The organism is Bacteroidia bacterium (assembly GCA_037045145.1).
GTDB lineage: Bacteria > Bacteroidota > Bacteroidia > AKYH767-A > OLB10 > OLB10.
Map to the genome: position 1 here is coordinate 1,754,543 of JBAOIA010000011.1, position 16,825 is coordinate 1,771,367.

17 protein-coding genes are annotated in these 16,825 nt (G+C 35.0%); 12 read left to right on the top strand and 5 right to left on the bottom strand.

The features are described from left to right. The first annotated feature begins 50 nt into the window (after positions 1-50). Together V9G42_08325 and V9G42_08330 are read left to right on the top strand one after the other, a co-directional pair. Positions 51-824, top strand: a complete 774-nt coding sequence (locus tag V9G42_08325) for a glycosyltransferase family 2 protein (protein ID MEI2759418.1) — start codon at positions 51-53, stop codon at positions 822-824. Between the two features lie 127 nt (positions 825-951). Next, positions 952-1,473 (top strand): RNA polymerase sigma factor, encoded by a 522-nt coding sequence (locus V9G42_08330; GenBank protein MEI2759419.1) that lies wholly within the window; start codon positions 952-954, stop codon positions 1,471-1,473. A 57-nt stretch (positions 1,474-1,530) separates the two neighbouring features. Here V9G42_08330 and V9G42_08335 read toward each other — a convergent pair whose 3' ends face one another. The 3 genes from V9G42_08335 to V9G42_08345 are packed head-to-tail and all read right to left on the bottom strand — an operon-like array spanning position 1,531 to position 4,106. Further along, complete coding sequence (locus V9G42_08335) at positions 1,531-2,262, bottom strand: menaquinone biosynthesis protein (GenBank protein MEI2759420.1); 732 nt, start codon at positions 2,260-2,262, stop codon at positions 1,531-1,533. Between the two features lie 2 nt (positions 2,263-2,264). Then, the gene (gene holA, locus V9G42_08340; GenBank protein MEI2759421.1) at positions 2,265-3,329 is read right to left on the bottom strand and encodes a DNA polymerase III subunit delta; all 1,065 of its coding nucleotides are present in this window, start codon (positions 3,327-3,329) and stop codon (positions 2,265-2,267) included. 6 nt (positions 3,330-3,335) lie between these two features. Continuing rightward, complete coding sequence (locus tag V9G42_08345; protein ID MEI2759422.1) at positions 3,336-4,106, bottom strand: AMP nucleosidase; 771 nt, start codon at positions 4,104-4,106, stop codon at positions 3,336-3,338. Between the two features lie 73 nt (positions 4,107-4,179). Between V9G42_08345 and V9G42_08350 the strand changes: the two genes are divergently transcribed. Beyond that, positions 4,180-4,629: a type I restriction enzyme HsdR N-terminal domain-containing protein gene (locus V9G42_08350; protein ID MEI2759423.1), complete on the top strand. Its 450-nt coding sequence runs from the start codon at positions 4,180-4,182 to the stop codon at positions 4,627-4,629. 21 nt (positions 4,630-4,650) lie between these two features. On the opposite strand, the gene V9G42_08355 is transcribed toward V9G42_08350, so the two are convergent. Further along, a complete protein-coding gene (locus tag V9G42_08355) occupies positions 4,651-5,379 on the bottom strand; it encodes a response regulator transcription factor (GenBank protein ID MEI2759424.1) in 729 nt (242 codons plus the stop codon). A gap of 491 nt (positions 5,380-5,870) precedes the next feature. Between V9G42_08355 and queA the strand changes: the two genes are divergently transcribed. From queA to V9G42_08375, 4 genes are all read left to right on the top strand, one after another. Beyond that, complete coding sequence (queA, locus tag V9G42_08360; protein MEI2759425.1) at positions 5,871-6,920, top strand: tRNA preQ1(34) S-adenosylmethionine ribosyltransferase-isomerase QueA; 1,050 nt, start codon at positions 5,871-5,873, stop codon at positions 6,918-6,920. Between the two features lie 13 nt (positions 6,921-6,933). Further along, positions 6,934-7,614: a 2-C-methyl-D-erythritol 4-phosphate cytidylyltransferase gene (locus V9G42_08365; GenBank protein ID MEI2759426.1), complete on the top strand. Its 681-nt coding sequence runs from the start codon at positions 6,934-6,936 to the stop codon at positions 7,612-7,614. Positions 7,615-7,800: 186 nt separating this feature from the next. Further along, positions 7,801-9,363 carry a LysM peptidoglycan-binding domain-containing protein gene (locus V9G42_08370; protein MEI2759427.1) on the top strand — a complete coding sequence of 521 codons (1,563 nt, stop codon included), beginning with the start codon at positions 7,801-7,803 and terminating at the stop codon, positions 9,361-9,363. 23 nt (positions 9,364-9,386) lie between these two features. Next, positions 9,387-9,935, top strand: a complete 549-nt coding sequence (locus tag V9G42_08375) for a DUF4468 domain-containing protein (protein MEI2759428.1) — start codon at positions 9,387-9,389, stop codon at positions 9,933-9,935. Position 9,936: 1 nt separating this feature from the next. On the opposite strand, the gene V9G42_08380 is transcribed toward V9G42_08375, so the two are convergent. After that, the gene (locus V9G42_08380) at positions 9,937-11,142 is read right to left on the bottom strand and encodes an amidohydrolase family protein (GenBank protein MEI2759429.1); all 1,206 of its coding nucleotides are present in this window, start codon (positions 11,140-11,142) and stop codon (positions 9,937-9,939) included. 66 nt (positions 11,143-11,208) lie between these two features. Between V9G42_08380 and rlmN the strand changes: the two genes are divergently transcribed. From rlmN to V9G42_08405, 5 genes are read left to right on the top strand one after another with little or no spacing between them, the layout of a single operon-like run. Beyond that, positions 11,209-12,240, top strand: coding sequence for a 23S rRNA (adenine(2503)-C(2))-methyltransferase RlmN (rlmN, locus tag V9G42_08385; GenBank protein MEI2759430.1), 1,032 nt, complete (start codon positions 11,209-11,211; stop codon positions 12,238-12,240). Between the two features lie 50 nt (positions 12,241-12,290). Beyond that, a complete protein-coding gene (locus V9G42_08390; protein ID MEI2759431.1) occupies positions 12,291-13,268 on the top strand; it encodes a polyprenyl synthetase family protein in 978 nt (325 codons plus the stop codon). Positions 13,269-13,270: 2 nt separating this feature from the next. Then, the gene (locus V9G42_08395; protein ID MEI2759432.1) at positions 13,271-14,263 is read left to right on the top strand and encodes a hypothetical protein; all 993 of its coding nucleotides are present in this window, start codon (positions 13,271-13,273) and stop codon (positions 14,261-14,263) included. Further along, on the top strand, positions 14,260-16,206 hold the full coding sequence (gene dnaG / locus V9G42_08400; GenBank protein ID MEI2759433.1) for a DNA primase: 1,947 nt from the start codon (positions 14,260-14,262) through the stop codon (positions 16,204-16,206). Before V9G42_08395 ends, dnaG begins: the two co-directional genes overlap by 4 nt. Before the next feature lie 9 nt (positions 16,207-16,215). Continuing rightward, a complete protein-coding gene (locus V9G42_08405; GenBank protein MEI2759434.1) occupies positions 16,216-16,740 on the top strand; it encodes an NAD(P)H-dependent oxidoreductase in 525 nt (174 codons plus the stop codon). Positions 16,741-16,825: the final 85 nt, after the last annotated feature.

Below are 16,825 nucleotides of genomic sequence, written 5' to 3' on the forward strand. Positions count from 1 at the left end.
TGCAACCTATTTTTGTATAATGGGTAAAAGACCTAAGGAACATAATGAATATGAAGATTTCGATTGTAACAATAACTTATAATAGTGCTGCAACTATTGAAGACACCATTAAATCTGTTGTTGCACAGGACTATTCCGATATGGAATATTTGCTTATAGACGGTAAGTCAAAAGATAATACACTTCAGATAGTTGAAAAGTATAAGGATAAAATCACCAAAATAGTTTCCGAAAAAGATGGAGGACTTTACTATGGACTCAATAAAGGTTTAAAAATGGCATCAGGTGATGTAATCGGAGCCATACATTCTGACGATTTATATGCTCATGCACAGGTTATTTCCAATGTCATGAAATTGTTTAATGCTGACCCCGAACTGGAAGGTGTTTATGCAGATTTGATTTTTGTTAACCGTGAAGATACCAATAAAGTAATGCGTGTTTGGAAGGCAGGAGAATGTAAACCCGATTCATTCGAGAAAGGATGGATGCCACCACACCCTACTTTCTTTGTCCGTAAGTCGGTTTATGAAAAGTATGGCTACATTAATACCGATTTAAAACTTTCTGCCGACTATGAATTAATGCTTAGGCTTATTCACAAGCATAAAATAAAGATTGCCTATCTCCCCGAAACAATTGTCAAAATGAGAATGGGAGGCGTTAGTAATGTCAGTTTTTTTGTAAAACTTAAAGCCAATATTGAAGATAAGCTTGCCTGGAAAATGAACAATCTGAAGCCCGGATTCTTCACAACATTACGTAAGCCACTTCGAAAAATCAGTCAGTATTTTAAAAAGGCATACAATACCTTCTTCTACTAAGCTATCCGCTTGATTGTCTGAAATTTGCCATATTGTTTAACTTTAACATTATTTAAGTTAAACATTAATACATAATTCATGTTTGCTTCGTAAGTTTGTTGAGCTTTAATTTAAAAAGGTTAAACAAATGAAAAACTCAGATATCATATTTAAAGATTCAGTAAAAGACCATTATCGGTCATTAAAAGGTTTTGCATTAAAACTCACTCAAAATACTGAAGATGCCAATGACCTTATTCAGGAAACAATGTTGAAGGCATTAAACAATGAAGATAAATTTGAAAAGGGAACCAATCTTAGCGGATGGCTTTATACCATAATGCGAAATATTTTCATAAACAACTATCGCAGAATGGTGAAAAGCCAAACATTCTTGGACAGCACCGAAAATCAATTTTTCCTTAATAACATTAATAATGCAACCAGAAACAGAGGTGAGGCTAACTTGGTGATGAAGGAAATCAACAATGCAATCAATGATTTGTCCGATAATCTTAAAGTGCCTTTTATGATGAGTTTCCGGGGCTATAAATACGAAGAGATAGCTTCACAATTATCTATTCCATTAGGAACCGTAAAAATCAGAATACATACTGCAAGACAAAAACTGAAAGAAAAACTTTCTGTTTACAATTCATTGTCGTTCTGAGGTAACAATATTCCTAATAAATCAAAAAGGGATTTAAAACTATCTTTTAATTTTCTTTTATGAAATTTGTTGTAAAAACAATTTCAATGCTTGTTCTTTTTGCTCATTTAACCTGAAGTCAATGTTTTCAGTTAAATAGGATTCTACATCAAAACGATAGTCAGGTTGAAGTTGTTTACTTAACTCAGGAATCATTTCTATTCCCTGACTGAGTGCATGAGAAAAAGCAGCAATAAATTTTTCCGGTAAGGACTTGTTGCTTACCCAACAGGCAAAGACAAAAGGTAGTCCCGTATGTTTTTTCCATTCAGTAGCAAGGTCATATACATATTTGAAGTTTGACTTCAATGCCAATGCCCTGTCACCAATAACAATGCCTGCAGTTTTACCTTCTATTTTATTTTCAAAACCTTTTTCAGACGGAAGCCAACTAACATCAATTTTCCAGAAATCTTTTGCAAGTAACTGTGCCAGCATTACCGAAGTTCTGCTATGATAATCAAGCCAGATTTGATTTATTTCATTTAACGCAACCTGACTTAACAACAGTACAGAGTTAACATTTCCGTTTGAGGCAATACAAAACGGAGTTATGATTTGCGCATTTTTTACTAATGGAAGAACAGCTACAGGTATCAATCCTATATCAACTTTTCCATTGATTAGTTTTTCTGCACAAACAGAAGGGATGTCCAATGACAAATCTATTTCGGTTTTAATACTATTTTGTGTCAACCCGGCAACAAATGGTTTGGAGTTGAGATAAGAAACTACTGATACACGAATCACAATTAATGAATAATTTTAAAAACCATTTCCCTGAGCAAATCTCCTGTTGGCACCTGATCCGTACTGCCTACACCTTTAGATTTTAGATCATACTCGCGCAACCATCCTATAATCTTTTCTAATTTTTTTACTGGATAGTTTCTGGCTGCTTGCTCATAATCTTTAACAAAAAATGGACTTATGCCTAATGCAGATGCTAATGATGCAGCAGATTTGTCAACGGTGAAATGATAAATGAGAATTTTATTAAAGTAAGCAAACAAGCTGCCAATAATCAATTGAATAGGATTGTTTTTTGGATTGGCTTCAAAATAATTAACAATTCTGTTTGCTTTTAAAACATTGCGTTCAGCCAATGCATTCTGCAATTCAAAAACATTGTAGTCTTTACTCACGCCAATATGCTCACGTATATCATTAGGCGTAATAACCGATTTATCTTTAAGGTTAATCAGCATTTTCCCAACTTCATTATTGATTTTAGACAAATCATTCCCTAAGTATTCGGCAAGCATTTCTACAGCATGGTCATCAGCTTTTATTTTTCTGTCTTTCAGATAGTTTTTTATCCAGGCAGGTAATTGATTATCATACAATTTTTTTGTTTCAAGAAACTGTGCTTTATCTTTTATTAGTTTTCCTTTTTTTGTTCGGCTGTCAATGGTTTTGTATTTATAACAAAACAACAGTATGGTTGTTGGTGTAGGATTCTGAAGATATAGCATCAACGGATCTTCTTTCTCCTTGCTTTTATCTTTTGCTTTATCCTCTTCTTTATCCTTATTGCCAAACCATTTTACATCTTGTGCTTCTTTAATAATTACAACCTGATAGTTAGATATCATTGGAAACCTTCGTGCAGCACTCACAATTCCCATAGCATCCGCTTCACGACCATAGAGAACGGTTTGATTAAACTCTTTCTCCATGTCATTCAGCACATTTTTTTCAACATAATCGCTGATGGCATCTATGTAATAAGGCTCTTCGCCCTGTAGAAAATACAGAGGGTGATAAACCTTGTTTTTAAGATCTTTTAATATCTCTTCAAATTTGCGTTCTGGCATGGTTAGTTAAAAACGCAGATGCTTTACCGTAAGACCGTTATTTTTTAATTGATTCAAAGAGTCAATTCCAATATTGATATGATCTTTAACAAATTGTCTTGTAACACTCAAATCACTTTTTTCTGTTTTCACTCCATCAGGTATCATTGGTTGATCGCTTACTAATAACAAAGCTCCGGAAGGAATCTGATTTACAAATCCGGTTGTAAAAATTGTAGCTGTTTCCATATCAATTGCCATACAACGCATTTTCCGCAGGTATTGTTTAAACTCCTCGTCATGCTCCCATACTCTTCGGTTTGTAGTGTAAACGGTACCTGTCCAATAGTCCTTGTCATAATCTCTAATGGTTGTTGACACGGCTTTTTGCAAACTAAAGGCAGGCAAAGCAGGAACTTCAGCCGGCAAATAGTCATTGGAAGTTCCTTCACCACGAATAGCAGCAATGGGCAGTATTAAATCTCCCAATTGATTTTTACGTTTTAAGCCACCACATTTCCCAAGAAATAAACAAGCTTCCGGTTCAATAGCTGTAAGCAAATCCATAATAGTTGCAGCATTGGCACTGCCCATTCCGAAATTAATTAATGTAATACCATTGGCTGTAGCATTAGGCATCGAACGGTGTGTGCCCATGATTTCTACCTGATGTTGTTCTGCAAAAATTTCAACATAATTATTGAAGTTGGTGAGTAAAATGTATTTACCAAAATCTTCAATAGCGGTGCCTGTGTATCGTGGGAGCCAGTTTTTTACAATTTCTTCTTTCGAATGCATATAAAGTTTTATTTCTTGAAATCTAATTCATCTGTTTTGGTATTAATTTCTAAGAGTTTTTTAATTTCGTTCAATGATTGAATTGAATTTACCTCATTTTGATTTTAAAATTAAAACAGAGGGACAAAGTAAACAAATTTTTGACCAGCTCCGAAACAAGTATGTTGCTTTGACACCTGAAGAGTGGGTGCGTCAACATTTTATGATGTTCTTGATTTATGAAAAAAAATATCCTAAAGGATTGTTTGCCATTGAAAAAGAACATGTTTTTAATAATATGAAAATGCGTGCTGACCTTATTGTTTATAAGCATGATTTATCACCTTGGCTGATATGTGAGTTTAAAGCTCCTGAAGTAGCTATTACACAAGAAGTCTTTTATCAGGTTGCACGATATAATCTGACTTTTGACGTTCCTTATCTTGTAGTAAGTAATGGTTTAGAACATTTTTGTTGTAGAAGGGTAGAAGACCGTTTTGAATTTCAAGACGACATACCTGATTTTGAGACAGTGGATAAGTGAAGTTTCCGGATAAGTAAAATATTAAAGTTCAACATTCCCCTTTGTTAACGGAATAAATGAACAAAAGCGATAACCTTGACCATAAACAGTTTTAATATAATTAAAAGACGAATGCTGTCCTATTTTTCTTTTCAGATTTTTCAGATGACTGTATAAAAATGCATAGTCTTCACCAATTTCAGAAGGCAACAAGTTTAATGCTTGTTTTGCTATTACCTCATGTGGTACAATTTTATCGGGATTAAAAATTAAAAAATTAAGAATTTCAAATTCTGTTTTAGTCAATGTCAATCTATTTTTGTTTACCCACACTTTATATTCTGTAGGATTAATTTCTATCTCTCCAAAATAATAATTTTGAGAGACGTTGCCAAATCTTAAACGATAAAGGCTTTTCAATCGTGCAAGTATCAGGTTGGTGTTAAAGGGTGCCGTAAAAACATCATCAGAGCCGTAGGTTATGGAATTCACAATTTCTTCGTCAGTTGCATTCTTGGCTACAATCAACACATTGCCCTTAAAGCGTTGCAGATTAAGTTGTTTTATAAAAATCAGTGCGCTATATTCAGGTAGTTGATTTTCCAGAAGAATAAAATCATAAGTTTCATTTTTCAGTTCCTCAAGAGCTTCAGATGCCGAGCAGGTGCATGTGTATCGAATATTCTCGCTTTCAAAACATTTGGTTATTGGCAGAAATAAGTCCTGATTGTGTTTTACCAATAAAACTTTAATGTTAATTTCCTGTACCATAATTGGTTGTTATGTTTGTTGTTGAATCCCAATGTTTTTTAATCAATAGTTGCCAATGACATTTAATAAAGGAGAGAATGCAAGATGTTTACTCACTTATGCAACAAAGCTAACTACTCACCCATAAAAAATGACTGTTCGCCAAATAATTTATTAACATTTAAAAAAAATGTTATGAATTCAAGAAAAGGGTGGGGGATAAAATAAATTCGTAACTTCACTAAAACATTAGCAAAAATCAAGCCATAAACTACTGGTTAAAGCTATGTGTTTGAACGATAAATTTTAAATTGAAAAAATAGACATTCTACTCTTTGAGATGATTTTTTAAAATAGTTCAATAGCATTATTTCAATGGTTGGTAAACCCCAAAAGATGTGTTTTTAAAATATTTCTATTTGATGTACAGTCAATTATAACTTTTTTTCGCCATTCGCTTCTGCTTGATATATATTTGCGCCCTCAAAAAATAATCCTGTAAGATTACAGATATGAAATTATCACAATTTAAATTCGGCCTAAACGAAAACCTTCTTGCTCCACATCCTGCTGCCAACCGTGACGAAAGTCGGTTGATGGTAATTGACCGCAAAACCGGTAAGATTGAGCATAAAATCTTTAAAGACATCATTAATTACTTTGATGAAGGGGATGTGATGGTGATGAATAATACCAAGGTTTTCCCGGCACGCCTTTATGGAAACAAAGAAAAGACAGGTGCTAAAATTGAAGTCTTTTTATTACGTGAGTTAAATCCGGAGAGTAAACTGTGGGATGTACTTGTTGATCCTGCACGAAAAATACGAATTGGTAACAAATTGTATTTCGGTGATGACGATATGCTTGTTGCAGAGGTAATTGATAACACAACATCACGTGGTCGTACATTGCGTTTCTTATTTGATGGCACAAGTGCCGATTTCAGAGAGGTAATTGAGAAGTTAGGAAATACTCCGCTTCCGAAATATATTAAACGTAAAGCTGAGCCCGAAGATAAAGAACGTTATCAGACTGTTTATGCTAAGAATGAAGGCGCTGTTGCAGCTCCTACTGCCGGACTACACTTTAGCAAGCAATTATTAAAGCGACTTGAAATTAAAGGTATCAGCCTTGCTGAATTAACATTGCATGTTGGCTTAGGGACATTCAGACCTGTGGAGGTAGAAGACCTTACAAAACATAAGATGGATTCGGAATGGTTTAGCATTACACAACCATGTGTTGACATTGTCAATAAAGCAAAGGCCGGTAAGCATCGTATTTGTGCAGTAGGAACTACCTCAATGCGTGCTATGGAATCATCTGTTTCTACCTTAGGCGAGCTTAAACCTTTTGAAGGCTGGACAAATAAATTTATTTTTCCTCCTTATGATTTCAGCTTGGCTAATTGTATGGTGACAAACTTTCACATGCCTGAATCAACTTTGTTAATGATGGTTTCTGCTTTTGCAGGTTACGATTTAACAATGCATGCCTATAAATTAGCAATGAAAGAAAAGTATCGTTTCTATAGCTATGGCGATGCCATGCTGATTCTCTGAAAATTTATTTACCATGAGCCTAAAGCGATTTGCAATAATAGTTGCCGGAGGCAGTGGAACACGAATGCAAGCCGGTGTTCCAAAACAGTTCTTACTACTTGAAGGACGACCAATACTTATGTATTCTATGGAATGCCTTTATCGCACAGGTTCGGAAATTACTGTGGTATTACCTAATGGTGAGCATAATCATTGGCAATCGTTGATTAAAGAGTATAATTTTAAGGTGCCGCATAAAATCGCATCAGGTGGCACAACCAGAAACCGTTCAGTGTTTAACGGTTTGCAAACTATTGATGATAACGAAGCTTTGGTTGCTGTGCATGATGCAGCGCGGCCACTTTTAAAACCTGAATTGGTTGAAAAACTCTTTGAGCTTGCGTTGCATAGAGGCAATGCCATACCCGTTATTCCAGTCAGAGAATCACTAAGACGTATTAATTCTACGGAGAATAAGGCCGTTAACAGGGCAGAAATTTTCGCTGTACAAACACCACAGGTTTTTAAAGTTAATTTACTTAAGGAAGCTTTTGCAGGAAATAGTGATACCACTTTTACAGATGAAGCTTCGTTAATTGAGTCAGTAGGGTTTACAGTATTTTCTGTTCAAGGAGACAGAGATAATATTAAAATCACTTTCCCGGAGGATATTCATGTTGCATCCATACTGCTCAAGAAGCAATTGTCCATTTGAATCAGGCACTTATTTTCTCTTGTAAGAATTCATTAAAATTTGTGTAATTTTATTGCGCAAATCGTTACTTTGATTAAAATTTTTGTTGATGAATAGAAACGATAGCAATATTTTTTACGTTTAAGTACTATCAACATTTGGTTGTGTAAATCACTTGTTCAAGTAATATAAAATTCAAAGCATTAAATGATAAACTTGCAAAACACTTTTCCATTGTTTTCAAAAAAACTCATAAATGCTATGTTTATAATGCCATTGGTATTTCTGATGTTGTTTGTGTCCAATGTTTGGGCTGGGGGCAACGATACTCTTTCTGCTAATATTGATGAAAATGTCCATGTTGCAGAGAAGTCTAAAGATTTTGAAATAGCACTACAACCTGCTTTGCTCAGTGAAAACAGCACTTCGCAAATTCGTGCAGGGCTGATTTATGATTGTACAACCAATACAATTGTATGGGAAAAAGATTTAAAATATGCCTATCCCATAGCATCACTTACCAAAATGATGGTAGCGCTTATCGCAATTGAAGAAATTAAATGTGGTACTGTTGATTGGCAAGATCAGATTTCTGTTACAAAATCATATAGAAAAAGTAAAAGAAGTAAACGTACTTATACAGTTAATGAGACCTATATTCTTGAGTCTTTACTGAAGATGGCTATGATTCCATCAAATAATGAAGCTTGCGGACTTATCGGAAAACATATCAGTGGCTCAGTAGAAGCATTTGTAGCACGAATGAATCAGAAAGCAGCAGCATTAGGGATGACTCAAACCTTCTATTCAAATCCGTCAGGATTACCTGCAGGCTATGGAAGTCTTGACAATAGTTCCTCGCCATACGATTTGTTAAAACTGTCAACAGAATTGGTTAAATATCCAGAACTACTTTCTATTACTAATATTGCTTTTGCAGAAGTGGAAAATGGGCATGGCTCCAATGTTTACAGAAACCATAACCATTTGGTTATGGACTACCCCGGAGAAGTGGATGGACTAAAAACAGGATATACAAAAAATGCAAAATTTTGCTTAGTTGCTACTGCTAAGAAGAATGATCATCGTTTAATTGCTATTGCATTAGGTGCAGCAAACCCGTGGCTACGTAATCAGATTGTTGGCGAAATGCTCAATAATTATTACACACAGTTAGGTATTGGGCCAATGGGTAACCAAAAAGTTGATCCATTGTTTGTTAAAGCGGATAGAAAAACGGTAAATGATATTGCAAATAGCAATGTGCCGGTAATGAATCAGCAAATTGTTTATAAAACAGTAACTTCAATTCAGAAAAGAGCGCATATTGTAAAATCAGGACAAACCTTATCTGAAATAGCCGGTAAATATAATTGCTCCGTTAATGAACTGAAAAAATGGAATGGCTTAAAGTCAAGTCGAATTCTTAAAAATCAAAGGCTTTATGTGCGGGTACATGTAAAGAAGCAAATTCCTGTCAGCACAAATGTTATTGAGAATTATGATGATTGTGAAGATGATGCTGAAGATTGCGCACCACAAAATGTTGCAGGTAAGCAAGAAACTCCAATTAAAGAACAACTCCCAACTTCTCAAAATAAACCTGCACTGAAGGTTATTTATCACCAAGTACAGCCCGGTGATACATTATGGAAAATTGCACAACAATATCCAGGTACCTCTGTTGAGCAACTAAAAAAAATCAATAAAATTTCAAATTCAAAGGACCTCAAAGCAGGTAGTAAAATAAAAGTGTCAGTGAATAGCTGATATATGAATCAAACCAAATCAGAATGAAAATCAAACTTATCATTACAAGTTTAATTACGGTATTTAGTGTTGTTCAGCTAAACGCACAGGCTGTCAGCTATCCGGTTGACAGTGATTCAAAACTAATTTGCTACACCAAGGTAAAAGAGTTAACAGGAGTTTCTAAAAACGATATATTCGACAGAGCATTAGGGTGGATTAATTCCTATTACAAAAATCCTGCTGATGTGTTGCGTGAAAATGATAAAGCCAATGGGAAGCTACTGTGCAAAGCTCGATTTAAATTAATGAGCGAGCCTGATAAAAATGGTTTTCAGAAAGATCAGGGCAATGTTCAGTATTCATTGATAATTGAAGTAAAAGAAGGTAAGTACCGATTTAAACTAACGGAAATAAACTGGAAACAACCTTCTTATTTTCCTGTTGAACGTTGGATGGATACTAAAAATCAATACTACACCAAAGAATGGGATTGGAATTTGAAATATACTGATGAGCAATCACATAAAGTCATTGCTGAATTAGAAAAGTATATGTCAAATCCGCCTAAGGCTAAGAAAGATGAGTGGTAAACTAAATCACTCTTTTAGACTGACTTTTTTCTGTGATTTTCTGATTTTGCAAATCAACATTTTCAATTAAGACTAAACCGGGCTTTTTACCTTTTTCTAAAGTGCCAAGTTTGTTTTCCATTTTAAGTGCCTGTGCTCCATTAAATGTTGACCAGGTCAAAAGTTGTTGAAGTGTTATAGCAGGAAATTTATTGGTGATTTTTTTTATTTCTGATAAAACACTCAATTGTTCGTTTGAGGCAAGACTGTCAGTGCCAATCAAAATATTCTCTGTTGCCTTTGATATTCGCTCAATATCAGGCAGTGTATTTTCTATATATATGTTCGCATTTGGACAAAAACACCACCATGCTTTATTAACATTTTTTATAGTAAAGCGGATGTCTTCATCACTACTGAAAGTATTATGAACAAAAATTATCTCATTGCAAAAATTTAACCACGGCACATAGTTTTGTATTGAATTTCTTCCATTGGCTTTAATGTGAGACAAATTGTTTCCGTTTAATTCAAAGAAATTTTTTAAATCACCTGTACCTGTTTGGAATAAGGTGTTTTCTGATTCAGTTTCCTGATTGTGTATGGTTATTAAAGAAGCTTTGACTTTATTAATTTTTTGAAACAAAAGAGGTGTAACAGTATATGGTGCATGTGGGCTGATGCTGCATTTTAAATTTCTGTGGTTAGACTGAAGCGTTTTTTCAAGCTCCTTTGCTTTGCTCCATGTTTTTTCTGTATTGAGTTCTGACAGGTCAAATACTTCAATAAAAGTATGGTAAAATAAATCAGATTCATTCTTTATTGGAAATGTTATGGAAGTATTGCTGATGTCTCCAACCGCAACAATACCCTCTGTTAACATGCTTTTTTCAGCTGATTTTATTGCATCCAAAATTTCTTCTGATTGAGATTGGCTTCTGACAGCAATCAATTCTTTGATGAAACCTGTTAGTTTGTTATGTTTATTTATCTTTCCTTTAAGATGTGAAAGTTCAAGATGACAGTGTGAATTAATGAATCCAGGAATTAAGATTCCGTGGAATTTTTGTATAACCGATGGCTCTATTTGAATTTGTAACGTATTATTCAACGCTGTAACATTTTCAAAAACATCTATGATTATTCCAGCATTATCCAATACAACTATACCGTCTTTTAGTGGAGCACTGCAAATAGGGAAAATAAAATCTGCTGAATAAAAATTCATGATTACAAAACTAATGGATTTGTGGATGGGCTGCTATTTTCATCGTACCTTTGTGATGTGAAATCAATGCCTAACATCAGGGAACTTACATTCGACCAACTGTCTGAAACAATTGCCGGACTTGGCGAAAAGTCATTCAGAGCTAAACAAATATACGATTGGCTATGGAATAAAAGTGCACGTTCATTTGACCAAATGAACAATGTGCCGTTGGTGCTTCGAAACAAACTGGCAGAAACGTTTGCATTTACGCCTATTGTTGTAGCACATGAGCAACGCAGTAGTGACAGAACCATCAAGTATGGATTTAAGTTGCATGATGATTATTTAATTGAGGGTGTTTTAATACCCACAGCTTCTCGAATGACTGCTTGTGTATCCTCTCAGGTGGGATGCAGTTTGTCATGCAAATTTTGTGCAACAGGCAAATTGGATCGGGTACGCAATCTAAATGCTGATGAAATTTACGATCAGGTGGCAATTATCAGAGAACAGAGCATGGAAGTTTATAATATACCATTAAGCAATATTGTTTATATGGGGATGGGCGAGCCTCTTTTAAATTATGCCAATGTAATATCATCAATAGAAAGAATTACTTCTGCAAACGGACTTGGAATGTCACCTCAGCGAATTACAGTATCCACTGCAGGAATAGCAAAGATGATTAACAAACTTGGCGATGACGAGGTGAAATTTAATCTGGCACTTTCACTGCATGCAGCTAACGACAGTAAGCGCGATAAAATTATGCCCATCAATGAGCATAACAACCTTGATGTTTTGCGTGACGCACTGAAATATTTTTATGACAAGACAGGTACTAGGGTAACCTATGAGTTTATTGTTTTTAATAACTTTAACGACTCACTTAAAGATGCACAAGAATTGGCTGAATTTGCCAAACATGTTCCATGTAAGATTAATTTGATAGAATACAATGCAATAGGAGATGGTTTTTTTGAAAAAGCCCGATTGGATAGGTTAGAGATATTTAAGAATTATCTGGAAAGTAAAAATTTAGTAGTCAACATAAGGCGTAGCAGAGGAAAAGATATTGATGCTGCTTGTGGTCAGCTAGCTAATAAGAATCAGTAAACTGCTAAAGGCTGCTGCTACTTAAAAACATACCTTTGCAGCCGGTTATTATGGCGCTCAGTTTAGATCAAATTAAGAAGCCCATTTCCTTTGAAATGGACAACTTTGAAAACAAGTTTCGCGATGCAATGCGAAGCAAAGTTTCTTTGGTTGACAAAATCATGCACTACATCGTCAAGCGCAAAGGCAAGCAAATGCGACCCATGTTTGTTTTTCTTTCGGCTGGAGTGTGTGGAAAAATAAATGAGTCAACATATATTGCGGCTTCTCTTATTGAATTATTGCACACAGCAACATTGGTGCATGACGATGTTGTTGATGATGCATTACAACGTAGAGGATTTTTTTCTATTAATGCAGTCTGGAAAAATAAAATTGCAGTACTGGTGGGAGATTATCTATTGTCACGCGGGTTACTCATTGCAGTGCAGAACAAGGAATTTAAGTTGCTGGAAATTGTAAGTAATGCAGTGCGTGATATGAGTGAAGGTGAACTGCTGCAAATGGAAAAAGCAAGAAGACTCGATATTGATGAGGATGTTTATTATAAAATTATCCGTCAGAAGACAGCATCACTAATTGCATCTTGTTGTAGTTGCGGTGCAGCATCTGTACAGGCAGATGACGGCAGGGTTGAACTGATGCGAGAATTTGGAGAAACAATAGGATTGGCGTTTCAGATAAAGGACGACTTGTTTGATTTCGAAAAAAGTATTTCTACGGGTAAACCTTCTGGCATTGATATTCGTGAAAGAAAGCTTACACTGCCCATTATTTATGCCTTGTCTCAAGCTACATCGTCAGAAAAAAGGACCATCATCAACCTGATTAAAAATGAATATGAAAATGAAAGCAGGGTTGCTGAAGTTTTAGCATTCGTCAATAAACAAAAAGGTATTGATTATGCCAAAGAAAAAATGTTTGAACTCAAGAATCATGCATTTGAAATTATTAGCAGTTTTCCTGATAGTGATTACCGAAAATCATTATATGATCTGATTACATTTACGACAGATCGCAATTACTAAGGATGTTAAGAAAGGTAATTATTTTAAGTTTAATTTGTATCGGCAGTTTACTTTTACTCCTGTATTTTACATCATTATTCAGTATAAGTGAATTGATTTATCCAAATAGGATAACTGTTAAATCTTTAACCTCCAACCTTCATAATCTGAAAAAAGATGAATTGGTTATTGATAAAGATGTTACGATTTCTCCTTTACAACTAAATCTTGATTATAGGAATTTTGAAGTGGTAATACATGACCATTTTAAGATGCAGGGTTGGTATATTGTAGGTGATCAGCCCGCAACCACAACTGTACTTTTGTTGCATGATTGGAATAAAAGTAAATTGAGCATGATAGAAACTGCTGAGGCATTATCTCAACTTGGATTTAATGTATGTGTAATTGATTTGCCGGCACATGGCGAAAGCGATGGCGAAAAATTTGTTATTGATCAATCAATGAACCACTGTTTGGAAGTGGTTGCTGATAGTTTATTTTGCTTGTTTGAAACAGATAACCTTGCAGTTGTTGCCTACGGACTTTCAGGCATTGTAGCAAGTTCCTGGAATAAAGTAGATAGCCGGATCCATTGCCTTATTCTTGTTGACCCTGTGCCGAGCATGACAGTTAAAATCAACGAGTTGGTTGAAGCCAAATGGAATGGCCTTTCTACGTTTATTAGTCATTTGGCAAAAATAAAGTACCATCAAAAGACAGGTGTAGATGCCGATTCTTTAAATTTGCAACAGTTTTTAGAAAAATTAAGAACTCCGCTTTTAGTGGCCATTTCTAACAGTGCTTCAGATTTAGAAATTATAGAATCCGTTCGTATTTTTGAGTATGCAAAATCATCAAACAAGAAAATTTGGACTAATCAAACCAGAAGTTTTATAAGAATAGATGCTGATACAGAAAAGAATATGTACAGAGCAATGGCAGCATTTATAAACTCAAATATTTCTTCAGATAAGCCAAAAGTAAAAGTGAGAAAAAGAATTGCCAAATTATGATTTCAAAGGAAACGGTTGAATTAATAATTACAACTTCCAGAATAGAGGAGGTCGTTGGCGATTATGTATCATTAAAAAAGCGTGGCGCCAACTTACTTGGGTTATGTCCTTTTCATAATGAAAAAACACCATCATTCACAGTGTCGCCTGCAAAAGGCATATACAAATGTTTTGGTTGTGGAAAAGCAGGTGATTCAGTACGCTTTATGATGGAGCATGAAGCTTTTTCTTACCCCGAAGCTTTGCGATATCTAGCAGAAAAATATAGAATTACTGTCGAAGAAACAATCCCTACTGCTGAAGAAATTCAAAAACAGGACGAAAGAGAAAGTTTGTATGTTTTGTACTCCTTTGCACAGAAATTTTTTTCAGAAAAACTTTTTACAACAGAAGAGGGTAGAGCCATCGGACTTTCATATTTTAATGAACGTGGTTTTAATGAAGCAGTAATTGAAAGATTCCAATTGGGTTATGCCCCCGATCAATGGGATGCTTTGTCACAAGCTGTTATAGAGAATAAGTTTAACCAACATTTGTATGAGAAAAGTGGATTGGCAGTTGTCAAAGATCAGGAACAAGGTAATCAGAAAGTTTACGATCGTTTTCGGGGACGGGTCATTTTTCCTATTCACAATCTTTCAGGACGTGTTATTGCATTTGGAGCAAGACAGTTAGTAAATGACCCTAAGAGCCCTAAATACATTAACTCTCCTGAGACAGATATTTATCATAAGAGTAAATCACTTTACGGAATTTCATTTGCACGCAAAGCTATTATTCAACAGGATGAGTGTTTTCTTGTAGAAGGATATACAGATGTTGTTTCCATGTTTCAGGCCGGAGTTGAAAATGTTGTTGCTTCTTCAGGTACTTCGTTAACGCCTGAACAAATACGGCTTCTAGCCCGGTTTACAGGTAACATTACAATCTTGTATGATGGCGACCCAGCTGGTATTAAAGCTTCATTGCGTGGTATTGATCTCATTCTTGAAGAAGGGCTCAATGTAAAAGTTGTTTTGTTTCCTGATGGTGATGATCCGGATTCATTTGCGCGTAAAAACAGCGCCACTCAATTGATGGATTACATCAAAAAAAATGCAGTAGATTTTATTGGATTTAAAACAGGTCTGCTATTAAAAGAAGTTGCTAATGACCCTGTGCGTAAAGCAGAACTCATCCGTGATATTGTTGAGAGTATCTCTCGAATTCCTGATGGTATTAAAAGAAGTCTTTATACCAGTCAGTGTGCAACACAAATGGATGTTCCGGAGCAGGTTTTAATTATTGAGTTAAATAAAATCAGAAGAAACTTATACAGGAAGGATAATGAACATCAGCAGGCAGAATTAGTTGAGAAATTGATTGAAATGGAATATCTGCCACAGCAAACCATTTCTACTGAAGCAAATGCATGGTATCAGGAACAGGAAATTATTCGTTTGCTTTTGAATTATGGTGATAAGATTGTTCTTATAAAAGGTGCAGAAGAACCAACAACAGTTAGAGAGTTTATACTGGGACAGATTTTACCTGATGGCTTTGGTTTGGATGATGAAATTTTTGCAGGTATTTTCAGCTATCTGATATCATTGAGTACAACAGAATTTTTGACCATGCTTAAAACTGAAAATAGCAGTGACTTCGAAAAACTTCGTTCAAAAGCGCACGAATTACTGATAAATAAATATGAATTAAGTGATTGGGAATCGAAAGGAATTTATGTGCAGACAGAGGAGAATAATTTGCAGGAGGCCATTTTAAATCCGATAAATCATATCAAATTAAAGCGAGTGCAAATCTTAAAAAGGAAAAATAGTTTACTCCTGAAAGACGAATCATCGCTGAGCGATGAAAGACTGGATGAGATTTTATCACAACAGACAGTTTACGAAAAATATATCCATGCACTTTCTAAATTGCTCGGAATCGTTACTCTTGAATAATTTATCAGAATGATAACTCTAATTGCCGGAACTAACAATAAGAACAGTCACACAGAGAGACTAGCGCGTATTTATCATCAGGCTTTATTGGATGTTAATGTCGAAGTTAATTACCTATCACTTGCTGTGCTCAATCAATATATCATCAATGAAGATATGTATGATAAGAACGACAATAAAATTAATCTGATTGGGGATAACTATTTTCTGAATTCAGCAAAATTGCTTTTTGTTGTTCCTGAATATAATGGAAGTTTTCCGGGTATTCTCAAGCTATTAATTGATGCTATGGATGTCAAAAAATATTTATACTTCAAGAAAGCTGCAATAGTAGGAGTAGCTACAGGTCGTGCCGGTAACTTAAGGGGGATTGATCATCTAACGTCAATTTTGCAACATACCAAAATCACTGTAATGCCTCATATTTTACCTGTTTCATCTGTACACCTAGAAATAGATGAAACACATGAATTCAAGAACGAAAGAACAAAGATGGCACTGCAACTGCATCTGAAGCAGTTTTTGGCATTTTAGAATATATGAGCATGGATGTTCTTGCAATATTGCATTTTATCCTTAAAAAATAGCCAAATTTGATTCCTTTTCAGCATTTCATCCC

Excerpts from the sequence above, each read along its gene's own strand:
- V9G42_08325 (MEI2759418.1), top strand. The coding sequence starts at position 51 with ATGAAGATTTCGATTGTAACAATAACTTATAATAGTGCTGCAACTATT.
- V9G42_08330 (MEI2759419.1), top strand. The coding sequence starts at position 952 with ATGAAAAACTCAGATATCATATTTAAAGATTCAGTAAAAGACCATTAT.
- holA (MEI2759421.1), bottom strand. The coding sequence starts at position 3,329 with ATGCCAGAACGCAAATTTGAAGAGATATTAAAAGATCTTAAAAACAAG.
- V9G42_08345 (MEI2759422.1), bottom strand. The coding sequence starts at position 4,106 with ATGCATTCGAAAGAAGAAATTGTAAAAAACTGGCTCCCACGATACACA.
- V9G42_08350 (MEI2759423.1), top strand. The coding sequence starts at position 4,180 with ATGATTGAATTGAATTTACCTCATTTTGATTTTAAAATTAAAACAGAG.
- V9G42_08355 (MEI2759424.1), bottom strand. The coding sequence starts at position 5,379 with ATGGTACAGGAAATTAACATTAAAGTTTTATTGGTAAAACACAATCAG.
- queA (MEI2759425.1), top strand. The coding sequence starts at position 5,871 with ATGAAATTATCACAATTTAAATTCGGCCTAAACGAAAACCTTCTTGCT.
- V9G42_08365 (MEI2759426.1), top strand. The coding sequence starts at position 6,934 with ATGAGCCTAAAGCGATTTGCAATAATAGTTGCCGGAGGCAGTGGAACA.
- V9G42_08370 (MEI2759427.1), top strand. The coding sequence starts at position 7,801 with ATGATAAACTTGCAAAACACTTTTCCATTGTTTTCAAAAAAACTCATA.
- V9G42_08375 (MEI2759428.1), top strand. The coding sequence starts at position 9,387 with ATGAAAATCAAACTTATCATTACAAGTTTAATTACGGTATTTAGTGTT.
- V9G42_08380 (MEI2759429.1), bottom strand. The coding sequence starts at position 11,142 with ATGAATTTTTATTCAGCAGATTTTATTTTCCCTATTTGCAGTGCTCCA.
- rlmN (MEI2759430.1), top strand. The coding sequence starts at position 11,209 with ATGCCTAACATCAGGGAACTTACATTCGACCAACTGTCTGAAACAATT.
- V9G42_08390 (MEI2759431.1), top strand. The coding sequence starts at position 12,291 with ATGGCGCTCAGTTTAGATCAAATTAAGAAGCCCATTTCCTTTGAAATG.
- V9G42_08395 (MEI2759432.1), top strand. The coding sequence starts at position 13,271 with ATGTTAAGAAAGGTAATTATTTTAAGTTTAATTTGTATCGGCAGTTTA.
- dnaG (MEI2759433.1), top strand. The coding sequence starts at position 14,260 with ATGATTTCAAAGGAAACGGTTGAATTAATAATTACAACTTCCAGAATA.
- V9G42_08405 (MEI2759434.1), top strand. The coding sequence starts at position 16,216 with ATGATAACTCTAATTGCCGGAACTAACAATAAGAACAGTCACACAGAG.